10 protein-coding genes and 1 pseudogene are annotated in these 18,242 nt (G+C 59.2%); 3 read left to right on the forward strand and 8 right to left on the reverse strand.

Features of this window, described 5'->3' with window-relative positions:
- Positions 1-101: 101 nt before the first annotated feature.
- The 3 genes from ADB08_RS01310 (at position 102) to ADB08_RS01320 (ending at position 6,998) form a co-directional block, all read left to right on the forward strand.
- On the forward strand, positions 102-1,442 hold the full coding sequence (locus tag ADB08_RS01310) for a glutamine synthetase family protein (RefSeq protein ID WP_005511085.1): 1,341 nt from the start codon (positions 102-104) through the stop codon (positions 1,440-1,442).
- A 61-nt stretch (positions 1,443-1,503) separates the two neighbouring features.
- The gene (locus ADB08_RS01315; RefSeq protein ID WP_049170177.1) at positions 1,504-4,686 is read left to right on the forward strand and encodes a bifunctional [glutamine synthetase] adenylyltransferase/[glutamine synthetase]-adenylyl-L-tyrosine phosphorylase; all 3,183 of its coding nucleotides are present in this window, start codon (positions 1,504-1,506) and stop codon (positions 4,684-4,686) included.
- Positions 4,687-4,784: 98 nt separating this feature from the next.
- A complete protein-coding gene (locus ADB08_RS01320) occupies positions 4,785-6,998 on the forward strand; it encodes a hypothetical protein (RefSeq protein WP_049170178.1) in 2,214 nt (737 codons plus the stop codon).
- Between the two features lie 29 nt (positions 6,999-7,027).
- Here the strand turns inward: ADB08_RS01320 and ADB08_RS01325 are convergent, their stop codons facing one another.
- The 8 genes and pseudogenes from ADB08_RS01325 to ADB08_RS11725 all read right to left on the reverse strand — a co-directional run.
- Positions 7,028-8,455: an MFS transporter gene (locus ADB08_RS01325; RefSeq protein WP_049170181.1), complete on the reverse strand. Its 1,428-nt coding sequence runs from the start codon at positions 8,453-8,455 to the stop codon at positions 7,028-7,030.
- Between the two features lie 77 nt (positions 8,456-8,532).
- Positions 8,533-10,269 (reverse strand): thiamine pyrophosphate-binding protein, encoded by a 1,737-nt coding sequence (locus ADB08_RS01330; RefSeq protein ID WP_224783788.1) that lies wholly within the window; start codon positions 10,267-10,269, stop codon positions 8,533-8,535.
- Positions 10,270-10,404: 135 nt separating this feature from the next.
- Positions 10,405-11,853: a threonine synthase gene (gene thrC, locus ADB08_RS01335; protein ID WP_049170184.1), complete on the reverse strand. Its 1,449-nt coding sequence runs from the start codon at positions 11,851-11,853 to the stop codon at positions 10,405-10,407.
- A gap of 123 nt (positions 11,854-11,976) precedes the next feature.
- Positions 11,977-13,221 carry a dicarboxylate/amino acid:cation symporter gene (locus ADB08_RS01340; RefSeq protein WP_049170186.1) on the reverse strand — a complete coding sequence of 415 codons (1,245 nt, stop codon included), beginning with the start codon at positions 13,219-13,221 and terminating at the stop codon, positions 11,977-11,979.
- An 80-nt stretch (positions 13,222-13,301) separates the two neighbouring features.
- Complete coding sequence (gene brnQ, locus ADB08_RS01345) at positions 13,302-14,705, reverse strand: branched-chain amino acid transport system II carrier protein (RefSeq protein ID WP_049170188.1); 1,404 nt, start codon at positions 14,703-14,705, stop codon at positions 13,302-13,304.
- 467 nt (positions 14,706-15,172) lie between these two features.
- On the reverse strand, positions 15,173-16,864 hold the full coding sequence (ptsP, locus tag ADB08_RS01350) for a phosphoenolpyruvate--protein phosphotransferase (protein WP_049170190.1): 1,692 nt from the start codon (positions 16,862-16,864) through the stop codon (positions 15,173-15,175).
- 88 nt (positions 16,865-16,952) lie between these two features.
- Complete coding sequence (locus tag ADB08_RS11720; RefSeq protein WP_224433282.1) at positions 16,953-17,219, reverse strand: HPr family phosphocarrier protein; 267 nt, start codon at positions 17,217-17,219, stop codon at positions 16,953-16,955.
- A gap of 162 nt (positions 17,220-17,381) precedes the next feature.
- Positions 17,382-18,221, reverse strand: a pseudogene (locus ADB08_RS11725) (PRD domain-containing protein); the annotation flags it as partial.
- Positions 18,222-18,242: the final 21 nt, after the last annotated feature.

Here is an 18,242-nt window from a genome sequence, read left to right on the forward strand (position 1 = left end):
ACGAGGGCAGCGGTTATGGCACGGGTGCGGCAGTTGGCTAGCCACGCCGGATGGTCAAAATGTGTACCGCGAATCCGGGCACCTGGGTAACGTTGGAAAGTATGAACAGTCAGCAGGAATTCGTCCTCCGCGCAATCGAAGAGCAAGATATCCGTTATATCCGTCTGTGGTTTACCGACATTTTGGGGTATCTGAAGTCCGTTGCCGTCGCACCGGCTGAGCTCGAGGGCTCCTTTGAAGAGGGCATTGGTTTCGATGGCTCCGCGGTGGAGGGCTTTTCCCGCGTCTCCGAGGCTGACACCATTGCGCAGCCGGATCCCTCGACGTTCCAGGTCATGCCGCGCCTACATAAAGAAGACACAATCACGTCCGCGCGCATGTTCTGCGACATTGTCATGCCCGACGGGCAGCCGTCGTGGGCAGATCCACGCCAGGTGCTGCGCCGCCAGATTAAGGCGCTTGCCGACGAGGGCTTCCACGCGTTCATCCACCCGGAGATTGAGTTTTTCCTCGTAGAGAGTCTGGCTACTGATGGAAAGCCGCCGGTGCCAACGGACAATGGCGGTTACTTTGACCAGGCGGTCTACGACCGCGCACCCCGCTTTCGCCAAGAAGCGATCACGGTGTTGGAAGACATGGGAATCCCTGTGGAGTTCTCCCATCACGAAAATGCGCCGGGTCAGCAGGAAATCGATCTGCGCTACGCCGATCCGCTGACTATGGCGGATAACGTGATGTCTTTCCGCTACATCATTAAGCAGATCGCAATGAAAAACGGTGTGCAGGCGACATTCATGCCGAAACCTTTCCAGGATTTGCCGGGCAATGGCATGCACACTCATATTTCCCTCTTTGAAGGGGACACTAATGCATTCCACGACCCGGATGATGAAAACCAGCTCTCCGACACCGCAAAGGGTTTCATTGCCGGCATTCTGACTCACGCCAGCGAAATTTCCGCTGTGACCAATCAGTGGGTCAACTCCTACAAGCGCACGGCATTTGGCGATGAGGCTCCGACGTCCGCGACATGGGGCATGGCCAACCGCTCGGCTCTCGTGCGTGTGCCCATGTACTCACCGGGTAAGGCACATTCGCGCCGGGTGGAAATTCGTTCCTTGGACTCGGCCTGTAACCCGTATCTTGCTTACTCGGTGATTTTGGCCGCCGGTTTGAAGGGAATTAAGGAGGGTTACCAGCTTCCGGAGCAGGCAGAGGACAACATCTCCGAGTTGACCAAGCGGGAACGACGTGCGATGGGCTACCGCGATTTGCCGACATCCCTGGAGGTGGCGCTGCAGGAGATGGAACGCTCCGATCTGGTGGCCGATGCTCTCGGTGACCATGTCTACGAGTTCTTCCTGCTCAATAAGTGGCGCGAGTGGCGCGAGTTCCAGCGTCAGGTGACGCAGTGGGAGCTGCGCACAACTCTGGATTACTAGTTTCCCCGTACCGCCCCCTTCCTTTTTCGTCTTTAATTTGTTTTTTGGGTGACCAGTTTCAATGGTGATGAATCGACCTCGCACATCTCGCCAATCAGTGCCGCGGCCCGCAGCGCTGGGCTTGCGTAACGACGATCGGACGCGGGCTGACCTGGAAGATTTGGGGTGGTACAACGAGGAGTCCCTACATCTGTTGTGGGGTCTTGCCGGAGCCAGCGACCCCAAGCTGGCGCTTATGGCGCTAGTGCGGCTGAAAGGCGCTCTCGACGAGCTGGAGCAGCAGGGAAAGCTGGAGAACTGGGCCACCTGGTCCGGTCTCGATGAAGCCATGCGCGAGCAGGTGCCGCTACGTACGCGTATGTTTGCGCTGCTCGGCGGCTCGAGTGCACTGGGCGATCACCTGGTTGCACACCCAGAAAAGTGGGTTCTGCTCCAAGCTGAGTTTCCAACTGAGGCAGACATGTTCCGCGAGATGCTCTCCAGCGTCGGGGCTGTGCCCGAGGTCATCGAACTCACTGATGAGGCCAGTCTGGAAAAGCAGGAGGATCCCGAGTATCGCAACCCCGTCGTTGCGCCCGCCACGCTTGAAGGCCCCGGTTTGTACCGTGCGAAGCTAACCGGCCGTGAGGCCGAAGTTGCGATGCAGTGCGCCTACCGCGACTTGATCATGCGTATTGCGTGCTACGACTTGGCTGGCACGTATCCACGGGGTCCTCGCCGTCCGGGACAGCCACAAGTCCCATTCCGTCAGGTCTCGGAGGCACTCAGTGATCTGGCTGATGCGGCGTTGACGGCTGCACTCTCTGTCGCGGTGCAACAGGTCTTTCCTTCGTCGCCGGTCTCAACACGCCTGGCCGTAATCGCCATGGGCAAGTGCGGTGCGGAAGAGCTGAACTACATCTCCGATGTGGATGTCATATTCGTCGCAGAGCCGGCGGATGCCCGAGCCACCCGTTTGGCCAGCGAATTTATCCGGATTTCTTGCCACTGCTTCTTTGAGGTCGACGCGAATCTCCGACCGGAGGGTAAGTCGGGTGCACTCGTACGCACCGTGGATTCCCACGTCGCCTACTACAAGCGTTGGGCCGAAACCTGGGAGTTCCAGGCGTTACTGAAGGCGCGGCCGATGACAGGCGATATCGAGCTGGGCCGCGAATACATCGATGCTCTAGCTCCGATGGTGTGGACCGCCTCTCAGCGGGAATCCTTCGTCGATGATGTTCAACGCATGCGCGCCCGTGTGGTCCAAAACGTCCCCGAAGAGCTTCGCTACCGAGAGCTCAAGCTCGGTCGCGGTGGTCTGCGTGATGTCGAGTTCGCGGTGCAGCTGCTGCAGCTGGTCCATGGTCGCTATGACGATAGCCTCCGCGTGCTGCCAACTGTGATGGCACTCGACGCACTTGTCGAGGCTGGCTATATCGGTCGCGAAGACGGTGCCGCGCTGATTAACGCCTACGAGTTCGTCCGTCTGCTGGAGCACCGCCTGCAGCTGCAAAAGATGCGGCGGACGCATTTGTTGCCTGCCGACGACGACACCGAAGCTCTTCAGTGGCTCGGTCGCGCCTCTGGCATCGTCGGTGAGGGCGGCACTGATGCCAGCAAACCGCTGGCCAAGCAGGTTCGACTGGCCAGCTCACAGATCCGCTCCCTGCACAACAAGCTTTTCTACCGTCCACTGCTGAACTCCGTGGTGGAGCAGGACATTGGAACCCTGCAGCTTTCGGCCGATGCGGCAAAGCGCCAGCTGGCCGCGCTGGGCTATCAGTACCCGGATCGCGCCTACGAGCATCTTTCTGCGCTGGCGGCGGGCACCTCGCGCAAGTCGCGTATTCAGGCGATGCTGCTACCGACGCTGATGGAGTGGCTATCGTCGACGCCAGACCCCGACGCGGGTCTGCTCAATTATCGCAAGCTCTCTGAGAAGCTCCACGACGAAACGTGGTTCCTGCGTACGCTGCGCGATGAGGGCGTCGTCGGCCAGCGGTTGATGCGGGTGCTCGGTTCTTCGCCGTACGCGTCTGATCTGATTATGAGTGCGCCGGACGTAATTAAACGGTTCGGCGACGGCGCGTCCGGGCCGAAGCTTCTGAATACCGACTCCGATGCAGTCGGACGTGCGCTGGTCGCAGCGGCTGCTCGTCACAACAGTCCAGCTAAGGCCATTGGTGTGGCACGTGCGTTGCGCCGTGCAGAGCTCGCGCGCATTGCCTCCGCGGATCTCTTCGGACTGATGGATGTGCAAGAGGTCTGTCATTCTCTGTCGATGGTGTGGGACAACGTACTCGAAGCTGCCCTCGCCGCCGAAATCCGTGCGTGGTCGCTGGAGCATCCTGACTCGGAGGTCCCGGGCGTTATCTCCGTGATTGGTATGGGGCGACTCGGCGGTGCTGAACTGGGCTACGGCTCTGATGCCGACGTGATGTTCATCTGTGAACCCCGCAAGGACGCCGATGGAGCGCCGCTTGTCGACGATTCCGAGGCGGTCAAGTGGGCAACCAGGATTTGTGACTCGTTGCGTCGTCGGCTGGCAAAGCCAAGCCAGGACCCGCCATTGGAGGTCGACGTGGACCTGCGCCCAGAAGGACGCTCGGGCCCGATTGTCAGGACCCTGGATTCCTATGTGACCTACTACGAGCGCTGGGGTGAAACCTGGGAGATTCAGGCACTGCTACGTGCTACCTGGATTGCCGGCGATAAAGACCTGGGCACCCGCTTCCTTAAGGCCATCGATCCGCTGAGGTACCCACAGGGCGGAGCTGATGCCAAGATGGTCCGCGATGTCCGTCGTATGAAGGCGCGTGTTGATTCCGAGCGGCTGCCTCGCGGAGCTGATCGGCGTACCCACACCAAACTCGGTTCCGGTGCACTGACCGATATTGAATGGACTGTGCAGCTGCTAACCATGCTGCATGCCCACGAGGTGCCGGAGTTGCACAACACTTCGACGTTGGAGTGTCTGGAAGTGCTGAAAGACCGCGGAATTCTAGATGCGGAGGATACCGACGCACTTCGGGATGCCTGGCTGATGGCGACGAATGCTCGTAACGCGCTGGTGCTCACCCGTGGTAAGCGCACGGATCAGCTGCCCCAGCCGGGGCGTCAGCTGACTCAGGTCGCCGGTGCGGCGGGGTGGGAGGCATCGGATTCCAACGGTTTTATTGAGCACTATTTGCGTCTAACTCGTCACTCCAGCCGTGTCGTCAATCGTGTGTTTTGGGGTGAGGAGAACCCCGACCACGAGTAGACCGGGCAGAGGTCTGCCGAACCTCGCTGCGAGGCTGATTATGTGGCAGTGGGGTGCAGCCTTTGTCTTAGCACGGCGACCGGGCATAATGGTGGGCTATGGAACGCAACGTCGATTACTCGGTACGCCCTAGGTATGAGGATTTCATTCTCAACCTCGATGGCACCGACCTGCGTTTTTTATTGAGCCGCACGTGCCCAGCCGCTGATACCTCAGCTGCTGGGCAAGAGGCGGTGGAATTGCTGATGTCACAGGATTCAGCGCATACAGCGCTGTCTTTTTGTGATCCCGATGTTCTCGATGTGGCCCACTTAGTTCATATTCTGGAGGATTCCGCATCGCTGGATACCCTCACAGAAGTGGCTTATTGGGCATCGGATGCGGACGTGATGGCGCACGATACGCCGAAGGGTGTTGACCGCAAGCGTCGTCGCGTCGGCAAGCAGCAGCTTGAGCATGTGCTACGCCGTGGCCAGCGCCAGGGGCTCGTGTGGGAGGAACCGGCGGGCGTGTGGCATGTGCCGCCACATGTTTCGGAGGTGTTCCCGGCGGAACCGAGCCTCAGCTTCCGCGTCGCCGACTTGGTGGCGAATATGCCAGCGGATGTGCTGAGTCGCCGTATGGAGCGCATGGGGCTGGAGCCGGATAACGCGCCGGGAGAGGGCACATCGCGAGCTCTGAACGCCAGCGATTTAACGGTGCGGAATGTGCAGGCTCGCCAGGTGGAGCACATTGCAGGCTTCCTCTGCGATCCGGTGAAGGTGCGGGCTCTGGTGATGACAGCTCCGGTGGATATTCGCAATGAGCTGCGCTGGATGGCAACCGACGAGAAGTACTTGCCCTCCTATATGTGGTCTGAACTACGTGCCGACGCGGTGCGCTGGGCCGAAGAGCGTCTGCTGCTGACTGTGCTAGAAGAACCGGCGATGCCGACATTTGAGCAAGAATCGGAAGCACGCAACGAATCGACAGTGGTTGCCCGCCTGGTGGGCGCAGTCGCGTTGGCGCTCAAGGGCGACATGTGGTCGATTCGTAAGCCGCATCCGACGGAGTCTTTCCCGGCAACGCTGGAGTCAAAGGAATTGACCGAAGCTTCGGTGGCTGCGGTGGCGTTTGCTTCGGCGTTTATGGATGCTGCGGGCAGCGGCGACGGGCGCCTGAAGGATCCGTTGCACATGTATGAGGAATCGAGCCTGCTGTGGATTCAGGACTTCGCAGCGTCAATAGGGGCGAGTGCTTTCGCAGCACCCTGGATTGTGGAGATGCTGGTCAACGCGGGATTGATTCACGCTGACAGCGGGCATCCGACGCCGCGCGCACTGCAGTACTGGTACAACGCCGATGCTTCGACCCGATGGGCGTATCTCGCGGCGGGCTTCCTCGTTGGTCGCGGTCCGTGGCACGGCGAGTTTCCGTGGGTGACCATGGGGGTCGATGATCTGTCGCATGCCACCCTTGCCTACGGCTACCCGTATGCCGCGCGTGAAGTAGTGTCACTGGCCGCGCAGCTGGAGGAAGATCAGAAGTTCTATGGCTGCTGCGTCGAAGGGCATATGGCTTGGAATGTCGACAACCTCTGCGCTCGCAATGGCGCCGATGGGGAAGCGATGGTCGGTTGGCTGCTGGAGCAGGCCGGCATCTTGGGCATTCTCTATCATGGGCACGCCTCCTGGCAAGCCATGGCCATCATGTATGCCTTGCACGACATCTGGCTGACTGATCAGCACGTCGGTGCTCAGCGCATGGCCGAACTCATCGCTGAGTATGCCGCTGGCCAGGTGCCGACGGCGGAGGCAGTCCAGATTGCCCGCCTGTTCAAGGATGCCGCACCTAACGAGCGCCTGGCTGCCACATTGGATGGCGTCGCCAGCAACCAGGTTGCCCTCGCGTTGGACTTCATCGGCGACCGCGAAACCTGCGCGGAAACTTCTCGCTGGATTATTTCCGAGGAGAGCCTGCGTCGCGCTTGCCTCGCGGTTGACGGCGACGTCGATGTCCTGTTTTCCCAGCTGGGGCCACTGGTCAATAGTTCTATGAAGCTGGTCATCTACGCCGAGCTAGTCCGCATTACCAAGACCGAGAAGCTGCAGGAAATGTATGAGCGTGAGGCCGTAGCATCAACGCCTTCGCTTGACGACGTCCCGGAGAACGCAGCCTCCGAAACTGACACCGGTGAGCGCGCTTCCCATGGTGCTCAGACCGATGGCAGCGAACGCACGGCGGATAGCGGCCGCGCAGACTCCTCTGGGCGATCGGAGGACTCGGATGACTCGGAGGGACTGGAAGGGCCAGAGCAGCTTTCGCTGTTCTAGCCGCTCCGTCTTTCGGCTTCCTGTAGTTCCTACTCCGTAGGTTCCAGCTCAAAACGGCTTTGCTGGGCGACAAAGCGTGCTGCCGCACGCTTTGCCACCAGCAGGCCAACGAAACCGATCACCCACACACCGACGACAGCCAACCAGCCAATGCGGAAGGTCTCCCAGGTGTAGTTTCCATCGGGAGCTGCAATATCCAGCAGGAAGCCGACACCTTGTGCAGCGAGCATGGTGGCCACAAAACCGCCCATATTCGCCAACCCAGTGCCGGTGGCGAGTACCTTGCGATCGACCTCTTCGCGCACTGAGTCAAAGCCGAAGTTGGACATTGCACCAAGACCGGCCATTAGGATGTTGACTACAATAATTGCCCAGTACGCTGGTGGGTTGCTCGGTGCCAGGAACACAATCCAGACGGCCATGTTGATAAACGCGATTGCGACAACAACCTTGATACGGTCGCGGCCGGTGCGTGCCGAGACCATGCCCATCAACGGCCCGGCGATAATTACTGACAGCGTGTTAACGACCAGCACCACACTGGCCTCGGAGGGCTTAAGACCCATACCTAGCATCATCAGAGGCATGCCCCACAGCAATGTGAAGATGCACTGATGCATCAAACCAGTCCAGTGAGTGAAGAAACCCTGCCAGCACACCGGGTGAGTGGTCACAATCTTCAGAGTCTGGCCGATAGTTAGTTTCTCATCGGCTGCGGCAGAGGCTCCGCCATTGGCAGCCGTCTTCGCGGCCTTCTTGGCGGCGCGGCGTTTACGAAGTGACATCTTGGCTGTGGAGGAGTTCTCCGGGACGTCGGCAAGCGCGATCATGCCTACGATAGCGATGAGAAGACCCGCGGTGCTCAGCGACAAGAACGCGGGCACCCACCCCGCGGCGTGCAGAATCGCGAGGAACGGGACCGCAGAGATGAACTGGCCGAGCTGGCCAAGACCAGCCGTGAGCTGCGTGAACAGCGGAGTGACGCGCAGTGGGAACCACGCGGGAAGCAGTCGCATCGCACCGAGGAATGCGGTGGCATCGCCGGCGCCGATGAACACACGAGCGATGACAGCCAGCGGATACGATGTCGTAAACGCGATGATGACCTGGCCTAGCGCCATGATCAGTGCGCCCACGACCATCGTTTTCTTGGCGCCGACGCGGTCAATGATGATGCCCGTCGGAATCTGCGCCAGGGCGTAGACGCCAACCTGCACGGCGGTGAACAGCGCGAGTTGGGAGGCGTTGATATGGAAGCGATCGAGCGCCTCGACGCCAGCGACACCCATGGAGGTGCGGCCGACGATGGCAACGATGTAGGTAATCAGCGCCGCCAGCCAGACGGCAATCGCGCGGCCAGTGACGTGCTCGCGCGGGTCCTTTGCCACCGCTGTGGCGGGCTGATCTGTTGATGAAATTTGATCTTTACCGTTACGCTGCTTTACCACTCGCCACATTGTAGACCCCATCAACCAACCGGCCTGAAGTTGGGTCGCACCGGGGTTCTAGGCAGCCCGATTATGCCTGCGGCAAACTACCTTTGTGCCTTAGCCAGAACTTCCTTCACGAAGTCCGCGACCACCAGCCGTGAGACCTTGAAATCAATTACGGCAACGGAAGCCTCATCGGAGTTGGAAACGTCATGGAAGTAGGCGTCGAGTTGGGCAAAGTCCTCAGGTTCGCCGACACTGAAACCGTGAGCGCCATAGGCACGTCCGACTGCGGCGAAGTCGTAGTCGGCAATCTCCATGGACGAGGTGTCCAACCCGACATCGCCAAACTGGTGCAGCTCCGCGCCATAGGCAGCATCGTTAATGAACACCACGCAACCGCCACGACCACGCCGCAGCTGCTCAATCGCCGCAGGTAAATCCGCAATACCCATCGTGCCGCCACCGTCACCGGCGACTAGCACGCAATAGTCCTTGGGGCGTGCCGCCGCGAGGCCGACAAGTGACCCCATGCCCAAACCAATTGACTGAATCGCCGTGCCCACAATCACTTGCTGCTGCGGACCAGGCACATCAAGATATTTCGGAACCCACCCCAGGAAATGGCCACCGTCAGTACACACAGCGCGCTGATTGGGCAGGATACGATTCAGATACTGCAGGCACGCCCGCGGATCCAACCGGCCATCCGCGCACGTCAGCGACTCGACCTCCGCTGTCGTCGGCAGTGTCTTCAACTCCGCACGCCATGTGCTTGACGACGACCCCCGGGACTTCTCCAGCTGCTCTGCCAGTACGGGCAGAAGTTCCTCCAACTTAGCCAATAGCGGTGTCACCGACGGCTGAGCAGCGGGATGGGGCTCGTCGACAACCTGGATAATCTTCGCGTCCGGTGCAAACATGTTGCCGCCACGGTTTTGGAAAGCGTTGAAGCTTGCTCCCAGGAACAGCACCACATCGGCCTGTCGAGCTAGCTCCACCTGCCACGCGTGCGCAAAACCGCCCACGGTGCCAATCTGCCACGGACTGGAAAGCACATGACGAGCCATCGCTGAGTGCATAAACAGTGCCCCCGCACCGTCCCCGATGCGGCGAACTAGATCTGCGGTACCAGAGAGCAACACACCTCTACCAGCAATAATGAGTGGGCGACGGGCAGTTTGCAGTTCCTCGGCCAGCGACGCGACAGTTGACTCCAACCATTCTGGTCGGCCGGTGTGCAGATGCTCCTGATTAGTCGACTGTGTTTCAGACGCAGATGCCGTAATCGGTGCTTCTTGGATGTCATAGGGGAGCAGCAGCACGACAGGCTGCCGAGAACTCAGTGCGTGCTGGACCGCAAAGTTTGCGTCGTCAAGCGCGGACTCGGGAGTAACGGTGCGATGACAGACGTCGAGGGCGTCGAGGAGCGCCGCCTGATTAAGGTCAAAGGGACGTGGGCGTTCCGGGTGCGTGCCGACGACAAAAATCAGCGGAATACGGGCTACCCGAGCCTCGGCCAGAGTGGTTAGCGCATTGGTGAATCCTGCGCCGCAAGTGGCGGTCGCGATGGCTAGCCCTCCGCCTGCGCGGTGGAAGGCATCGGCGGCCCCGACAGCAGCCGATTCGTGTCGGACGGAGGAGTAGCCGAATCCCGATTCAGTAAGGGCTGACGTGAAGTGGGAGTTCGCGTTGCCGATGAGACCGAAGCAGTGGTCGCAGTGCTGGGCCAGTGTGTCGGCCAGCGCCCGCGAGACCGTGGTGGTCTTTTGGGAACCTTCCTGCGGGGAGGAAGCGGGCGCGTGGGGCATAGGACGGCTATTAACTCGAGTGAAACTCATGTGAACAATTGTGAGGTAATCACGGGGGTAATAACAGCCCTATAGCCCAAGATAATGCCGTTTGCCCTTAAAAAAGAGGGCACTCTTCCACATTGCCACTGCGCGGATGGGGGTGGCGTTGAGTTATGTCCGGTTTTAAGCCACGTTGTCGTCGATGAACTTCTTCACCACATCGACATCATTCGGCAGCTCGGTAACGCGGCGCGGGGCATTCATGATGTTCGCGAAACGCTCCGGGCAGTCCGGCTCGCGTCCGGTGGCCTCCAGGATGGTCTCGGAGAACTTTACCGGCAGAGCGGTCTCCAGGCAGACAATTGGGGTGGATACCTGGTCTACCAGGCCGCGGGCGACGTGGATACCGTCAGCGGTGTGCGGATCGACCATGACCTCTAGGCGCTCCCAGCAGTCCTTGATGGTCTCGACGCGGTCAGCGTGAGTCGAGCGACCGGAGAGGAAACCGTACTGGGCAGAAGCCTCTGGGAAGAGCGGATCAGCAGTAAGAGAGAAGCCGCCCTCCTTGACCTTGACACCAAAGAGGTCTGCAGTGCGCTCAGCATCGCGCCCCAGCAGATCGAAGATGAAACGCTCGAAGTTAGACGCGCGGGAGATATCCATCGATGGGGAAGAGGTAGCCTGCGTCTCCGCAGCGCTGCGCACGCGGTAGGCACCCGTGCGGAAGAACTCATCCAAGACATCGTTTTCATTGGTAGCCACAATTAGGCGGTCAATTGGCACACCCATCTGGCGCGCAATATGGCCGGCGCAAATATCACCGAAGTTGCCGGTCGGCACACTGAAGCTGACCTTCTGCGCGTTGTTCGCCTCAGCACCGTTGCCGCCAGTGACACGAATCCACGAGGAGACGTAGTACACGATCTGAGCCATCAGGCGAGCCCAGTTAATCGAGTTGACTGCACCAATGTGGCGGCTGGCCTTGTACTCCAAGTCACCGGAGACCGCCTTAACGATGTCCTGGCAATCGTCGAAGACACCGTCGAGGGCGACGTTGTGAATGTTGGCATCCTGCAGACCAAACATCTGAGCCTGCTGGAAAGCGGTCATTCGACCAGCCGGAGTTAGCATGAACACGCTGATTCCCTCACGGCCGCGCATTGCATACTCGGCCGAGGAACCCGTGTCACCAGAGGTGGCGCCGAGGATGTTCAGGGTCTCGCCACGACGAGCCAGCTCATACTCGAAGAACTCACCGAGCAGCTGCATCGCCATATCCTTGAATGCCGCTGTGGGGCCCATGGACAAGTGACCGATGTAGAGCTGATCTTCCAGCTTCGTCACCGGCACAATATCCGGATCGGAGAACTTCGGGTAGGTGTACGCCCGTGCACAGATACCGCGCAAATCCTCCAGTGGAATGTCGTCCACAAAAAGGCTGACGACCTCTGCAGCCAAGGCTGCGTAACCGTCGTCGACAAGCACGGAGCGCCAACGCATCAAAGTGGCATCGTCAACCTGTGGGTACTCGACCGGCAGGTAGAGGCCACCGTCGTTAGCGAGACCTCCCAGGAGAATGTCTGAGAACTTGTGCGGCGTGCGCTCTGGGTCGCGAGTCGAAATGAAGTCCAAGGCGGGCCCCTTACATGTATGCCAACACCCGCCGCATCGGCCCATAAGAAGGCCTTTTGAAAGATTGCGACGGGGTTGACCGGTGGATGTTTTCTTTAATTTTTACATATGCACCGAAGCCAGTTAGGCCTCGGTTGTGGAAGATGCGGAATTGGCCTCTTCAGCGTCGAAGCTGAGCTCTTCGGAACGGTCGATGACATCATCCTTGGCAAAGCGGTTAACAATCATGGCAATTGCACCGTCACCAGTGACATTACATGCGGTACCGAAGGAGTCGATGGCGATGTAGGCGGCAATCATCAAAGCGACCTGCTCCTGATTGAAGCCCAGCATGGACTGCAGCACTCCGACCGCGGCCATAATTGCGCCACCCGGAACGCCCGGAGCCGCAATCATGGTGATACCCAAAGTGAGAATGAAGCCGATGGCCATGCCCGGCGAAAGCGGCTTGTCCGCCATGAACATCACCGCAAATGCGAACAGCGTGATTTTCATCATCGAACCGGCCAGGTGGATGGTTGCGCACAGTGGCACGGTAAAGCCAGCGACCTTCTCCGAGACACCATTCTTCAGCGCGGCCTTGTAAGTCACCGGAATGGTAGCGGCCGAGGAGGAGGTACCGAGTGCGGTGGCGTAAGCCGGCAGCATGTTCTTCAGGGACGTCCACGGGCTGCGGCCAGCGATGGCGCCAGCGATGGAGAACTGGATTGCCAACAGGAGCACGGTGCCGATGACTGCCAGCAGCAGCACCTTGAAGAACATCGACAGCGTCGTGGTCAGGTTGCCGTTCATGCCCATAGACAGGAACATGCCGAAGATGTAAATCGGCAGCAGTGGGATGATAAATGCCGAGATGATCTTCATAATCACGTCGCGCAGCTGCGTCGCACCGCGGTAGAGCGAGTCCGACTTCACGGTGGTCATCGCCACACCGACCGTGAAAGCCAGCAGCAGGGCGGTCATGACGTCAAACGGTGGTGGCATCTCTACATTGAAGAAGCTCTCCAGCGCGCCCTCATCAATATCCACCGATGTGCCGGCCTGATCAGCGCCGAGCAGCCAAGGGTAGAGCCCCTGGGTGGCGGCGTAGGCCAATAGACCCGAAAACACCGTCGAGCCGTAGGCGATAGCAGTGGTAATACCCAGCCACTTTCCGGCGCCGCGGCCCAGGCTAGCAATCGCCGGCGTGATGAGGGCAAAAATCAGCACCGGGATAAAGAAGCCCAGGAAGTTACCAAAGAGGCCATTGAAAGTGACAAAAATTCGAGCCAGCCAGTCCGGGAAGAAAAAGCTGCAGACAATGCCCAGAATAATCGCGACAATAACGCGGAAAAGGAGCGTTTGCGTAAAACGCATTCGGGTACTCATAGTCAATCCTTGTTCGGATGGAATTTACTTCTCTAGCGTGCGGTATTTACGTTATGCAACGCAAATAACCGGGTGTGGTTTTACGCCTTTTCGGCTACCTCTTCTGCAACGGTCTCGTCGGCAAGCACACTCGCCGGGCGATTTGCGCGCTGCTTTCGCGTGACGACGTCAATTGCGTATCCGATCACCGTCGCTGCCAGAGTCGGCAGGAACCATCCGAACTCGATGGTCTGACCAGGTACGAGACTGAGGAAGTCCGCCAAAGCAGAACCACCGACACCCAAACCGGAGAGCACCGAGATACCCGACCAGATGGTGGCAACCCAGACGCCCAGGCGGTAGGTGTAATGCAGCTTGAAGGAGTAGGAAATGACCGGGTCGAGAAGAGTCAGTGCAATCAGAGTGATAGCCGGCGGGTAAATAAAGGTGATGATCGGCGCGGCAATCGCCAGTACCTGAGACAGCCCCTGTGTTGCCATTACGAAGGACATGACCGTGAAGATAATGGCCCAGGCCTTGTAACTGATGCCCGGAAGCAGCAGGTTGAAGAACTCACTGGTGGCGGCAATTAGGCCGACAGCCGTGGTCATACATGCGAGCAGAACGATGAGGCCGAAGACAATCTGTCCGACCTGGCCCATGGCCAGCTTGGAAGCCTCTGCGAGAATGCCCGAGCCGTTATCGAAGGAGGCGGCATTCGGCAGCACCTGGCCGACATAGCCCAGACCCAAGTAGATGATGGCGAGCAAAATGCCGGCGAACAGTCCTGCGGTCATTGTGCCGCGAACCATGCGCTTGCCTTCTGGGACACCGCTGACGCGCAGGGCGGAAATCACAATAATGCCGAATGCCAGGCCGGCGATGGAGTCCATGGTGAGGTAGCCCTCGACCAGGCCGGAGGCAAATGGGGTAGAGGAGTACTTCTCAATTGGCGCAGCCGGAGCGGCATCGAATTTGAATGCCGACATTCCAACCAATACAACCAAGAGAATCAGCAAAGCCGGGGTGAGAATCTTGCCCAGTTTGGACACAATTTCATTCGGATTCCACGCAAGTGCTAAGGCGATACCGAAGAAAACAAAGTAGAAGGCCGCAGCGACGGCCAGTGAATCACTGCCGAAAATCGGCTGGACACCGGTTTCGTACGACACGGCACCGGTACGCGGCAGAGCGTAGAAAGCACCGATGGAAAGGTATGCGATTACCGGGAAGCCCAAGGAAAAGATGCGGCCCGCGCGGAACGCTAGGTCACGCAGGTTGTTGCCTGAAATGGCGATGGCGATGATGGCCAGAACTGGCAACGCCACACCGGTGAGCAGGAAGCCGGTGATTGAGGGGCCAAAATTGGTACCGGAATCCACTCCGAGCTTCGGCGGGAAGATGAGGTTGCCCGCGCCGAAGAACATCGAAAACAGCATGAGAGCTGTAACAACGATAATGGAAGCGAAAGACTTCGGGGACTCCACTCCGCTCGACTTGGTCATGAGAATTGTGTTCTTTCTAAATTAGTGTCGCCCGTAAGGTCAAGGGCGATGCTGCAAGCTGCTGTGGCGATGCCATTGTTGCCGGTGCTGCGGTGGCGCAAACGCCCGTTACAGCAGCGCAATTGCAGTTCGTGTGCCCATGTAGATGAAAGGCCACGATGTCGAAAACTGACACTCTTAATGTGAAATTGTGAATTTTCACGGGCTGGGTGGAGCCTGATGCGTGAATTAAGTTGCGGCTTGTATGATCCGTCTTTATTTGAATTATTAAGGGGCTTCGACGGCGTTGGTGGTGCCGACGAAGGCACTCTATTTATCCTAATGGGGCGTTCGAGAGAGGGAAAATCAAGAAATTTCCCAGAAAATTTGCTGCCTGTGATGGGGCAGCGAACATAAGAGAAAGAGCCTGGCGCACACGTTTACGCTGACAGCGTGTGTACGCCAGGCTTAGTGCTAATTCCGTCGCTCTACAGCAGATCCTTCACCTTCGGATCCACCAGCGCGGTCACTGCGGCCTTCGCATCGGCCGCAGTTTCGGCATCGACAGCGTATGCGGCCATCTGCTGGCAGGTAGCGCGGTCGTGGAGGCGGAGAGCGGCGCGGACGGCCGGCACCTTCTTGGAAGCCATGGACAGCGAGCTCACGCCGAGGCCCACCAGGACCAGTGCCAGCAGCGGGTCACCGCCGGCTTCACCGCAGACACTAATGGGCTTGCCGGTAGCATTGCCGCCCTTGCATGCGGACTTAATCATTTGCAGCACAGCCGGCTGCCATGGAGATAGGAAATCCGCCAGAGCCCCCTGCATACGGTCGGCCGCCATAGTGTACTGCGACAAGTCGTTAGTACCAATGGAGGCAAAGTCCACAATGGACAGCAGCTGCTTCGCACGAATCGCTGCTGCGGGGACCTCAATCATGATGCCGACCTTCGGCAGGCCACGCTCACGCGCTTTGTCCGCAAACCACTTTGTTTCTTCGACCGTTGCGATCATCGGAGCCATAACCCGTAGGTCAGCCTTGCGCCCGGTGGCGTCAAACGCAGCGGCGAGTGCATCCAGCTGCGTATCCAGCAAATCTTCCCGAGCCTGCGACAGGCGCAGTCCGCGGCGACCCAGCGCCGGGTTTTCTTCCTCGCCTAGGTCGGCAAAGCTCAGCGGCTTATCCGCACCCGCATCCAGCGTGCGCACAACCACGCGTCGCTCACCGAATGCCTTCAGCACACGAGTGTAGGTTTCCGTTTGTTCTTCCAAACTCGGAGCCTTGTCGCGGTCGAGGAAAAGGAACTCAGTACGGAACAGGCCGGTGCCCTCATTATCCTGCGCTGCCGCAGACTCACCATCTTCCGCGGTACCAATGTTGGCCAGCAGATTCACCGGGTAACCATCAGCGGTCTTGCCTGCGCCCACAGACTGCGCTAGGGCTGCTTCCCGGCGTCGAGCGCGCTCTTCCAACGCGGCGACCTCATCGGCGGTCGGATTCGCAATCACCTCACCGGCGCCGCCGTCAATGGCGACGAAGGTTCCGGCCTCGAGTTCCATGACGCCCTTCGCCTTAACGACGGCTGGAATGCCCAGCTGTGCTGCGAGGATAGCCGTGTGACTGGTCGGCCCGCCACCAGCGGTGGCAATGCCTACGACCAACTCGGGGTCAAGACCCACGGTTTCGGCGGGCGCGAGATCGTCGGCAAGCAGAATAGTTGGGGTGGAGACATCCGGGACGCCCGGTTTTGGCAGGCCACGCAGCTCGCAAATTGTGCGGTCGCGAACATCGTAGAGGTCGGTGACACGTTCAGCCATGTAGCCACCGAGACTGGTTAGGAGCTGCGCGTAGTCCTCAACGGCATCGTGAACGGCCTGGGTGACGCCGGAACCCGCCTTGAGTTTCTTCACCACGGCCTTGGCGAGCGCCCTATCGGAAGCCAGTTGCGCAGTGGCCTCCAGAATCGGACGTGCCTGTGGGCTGGAGTGCTCAGCCTGCTTCTTCAGCGACTCTGCGACGTTGGCCATCGCCGCGCGGACGCGCTCACCATCGGCGACGGGATCGGTCGACGACGGCTCTTGAGTATCAACTCCCGGGGCGGGGAGTACCTTTACTACTTCAGCGCTGGCCGTACCGGTCGAGACACCGATGCCATAGATGACAGTGTGCTGCTCGTTCATTGCTTCCGATCTCCTTTTCGGGACCTCTGCGGGGATACTCGTCGGTCGTGGTGTGCCGTGGTGTTATCCAGGAGTGTTTTAGCTGGGCTTACTCGGCATCCAGGTCGCGCTCGAGCATGGCTGCAAGCTCGTCCAGAGCTGCAGCTGCGGAGTCGTCCTCGCAGCTCAGCGTGACTTCGTCGCCGTGCTTAGCGCCGAGGGTCATGACCTCCAGGATCGAGGCGGCATCGGCCTCTTCGTCGTCAAGGGAAATGACAATGTCGTAGTCGTACTCAGCAGCAGCCTGAGTGAACAGGGAAGCCGGGCGAGCGTGCAGGCCTACGGAGGAACCGATGGTAGCGGTACGAGTAATCATGGTTGAATCCTTTCGGGTCGAATATGTGAAATTTTCTGACTCAGGCACAGTGCCTGTACACCCCACCGCTGGTGCTTGCTTAGCATCAACGTCGCGCACGCTCCGGGAAACCCTGGAGGCGGTGGGAGATACAGCCGCTGCCTGCACAATGCGTGCAATGTGCAGGGTGAGGTAGGAAACTTCGTCTTCCGTCAGCCCCGACCCCAGACGCAGTTCAATGACTGCGGAGATACGCTGTGCGCAGCGAAACGCCTCTGGGGCGGAGTCACGGATGGCCTGGCCAATAGCGGAGGAGTGATCTTTCAACTGCTCATGCTTGGCAATCCGGACGAACAAGTAGCGCAGGTGCGTGATGAAGCGCCCTACATTGACAGTCTCTGGCTCCAGCGTGATACCAAAATCACTTTCAATGATTGTGAGCAGCTGCTGCAGCACGCCCGTCATGGTGTAGGTGAAGCTCAAATCACCCGTAGAAAAACCAGCATTGACCAGGTGTAACGTAATCGCCACCGCTTCTGAGCGGGGCAATGGCGCTATACGACGGTCATTGAGGGCGCGATTGATATGCGACAAAATCGCCTGCGCCTGCGCGTATTCTTCACTATAAAGTTGGCTGACCTCCGCGAGCAGCGGGTAATCGGCTCGCTGCCCGTTAGCTGCCCTCATGATGGCGAAACCAATGTGATCGGCCAACGCCACAAGGAGGGAAGCGTTCTTCGTCATTGATTCCGGCAGGCCGGCTGCGGTTACCGCATCGGTCACAAGAGTCATGTGAGCCAGCGGAATTTCTGTGAGCATCGTGGCAATATGGTCCGGATCGCGGCCTTCTGCCGGGACGAAGATTCGGACTACTTTGCTCGAATCAACCGGCTGTCCCGGGCGAGCCTTGAACCCAATGCCGCGGCCGGTGATGATTTTTTCACCGGTCGCGTCCTTGGCCAGGACCACGTTGTTATTGAATACTCTCAGGATTTCCATGTCGGTAACCGTGAACTCCTCCATAAGTTGAGGGATTTCAGGCCG

It is taken from the genome of Corynebacterium sp. 239_CJEI (assembly GCF_001055995.1).
Classification (GTDB): Bacteria; Actinomycetota; Actinomycetes; order Mycobacteriales; family Mycobacteriaceae; genus Corynebacterium; species Corynebacterium jeikeium_D.

What these genes read in the sequence shown, in the direction of transcription:
- ADB08_RS01310 (WP_005511085.1), top strand. Translation starts at nt 102, where the DNA reads ATGAACAGTCAGCAGGAATTCGTCCTCCGCGCAATCGAAGAGCAAGAT.
- ADB08_RS01315 (WP_049170177.1), top strand. Translation starts at nt 1,504, where the DNA reads ATGGTGATGAATCGACCTCGCACATCTCGCCAATCAGTGCCGCGGCCC.
- ADB08_RS01320 (WP_049170178.1), top strand. Translation starts at nt 4,785, where the DNA reads ATGGAACGCAACGTCGATTACTCGGTACGCCCTAGGTATGAGGATTTC.
- ADB08_RS01325 (WP_049170181.1), bottom strand. Translation starts at nt 8,455, where the DNA reads ATGTGGCGAGTGGTAAAGCAGCGTAACGGTAAAGATCAAATTTCATCA.
- ADB08_RS01330 (WP_224783788.1), bottom strand. Translation starts at nt 10,269, where the DNA reads ATGAGTTTCACTCGAGTTAATAGCCGTCCTATGCCCCACGCGCCCGCT.
- ADB08_RS01340 (WP_049170186.1), bottom strand. Translation starts at nt 13,221, where the DNA reads ATGAGTACCCGAATGCGTTTTACGCAAACGCTCCTTTTCCGCGTTATT.
- brnQ (WP_049170188.1), bottom strand. Translation starts at nt 14,705, where the DNA reads ATGACCAAGTCGAGCGGAGTGGAGTCCCCGAAGTCTTTCGCTTCCATT.
- ptsP (WP_049170190.1), bottom strand. Translation starts at nt 16,864, where the DNA reads ATGAACGAGCAGCACACTGTCATCTATGGCATCGGTGTCTCGACCGGT.
- ADB08_RS11720 (WP_224433282.1), bottom strand. Translation starts at nt 17,219, where the DNA reads ATGATTACTCGTACCGCTACCATCGGTTCCTCCGTAGGCCTGCACGCT.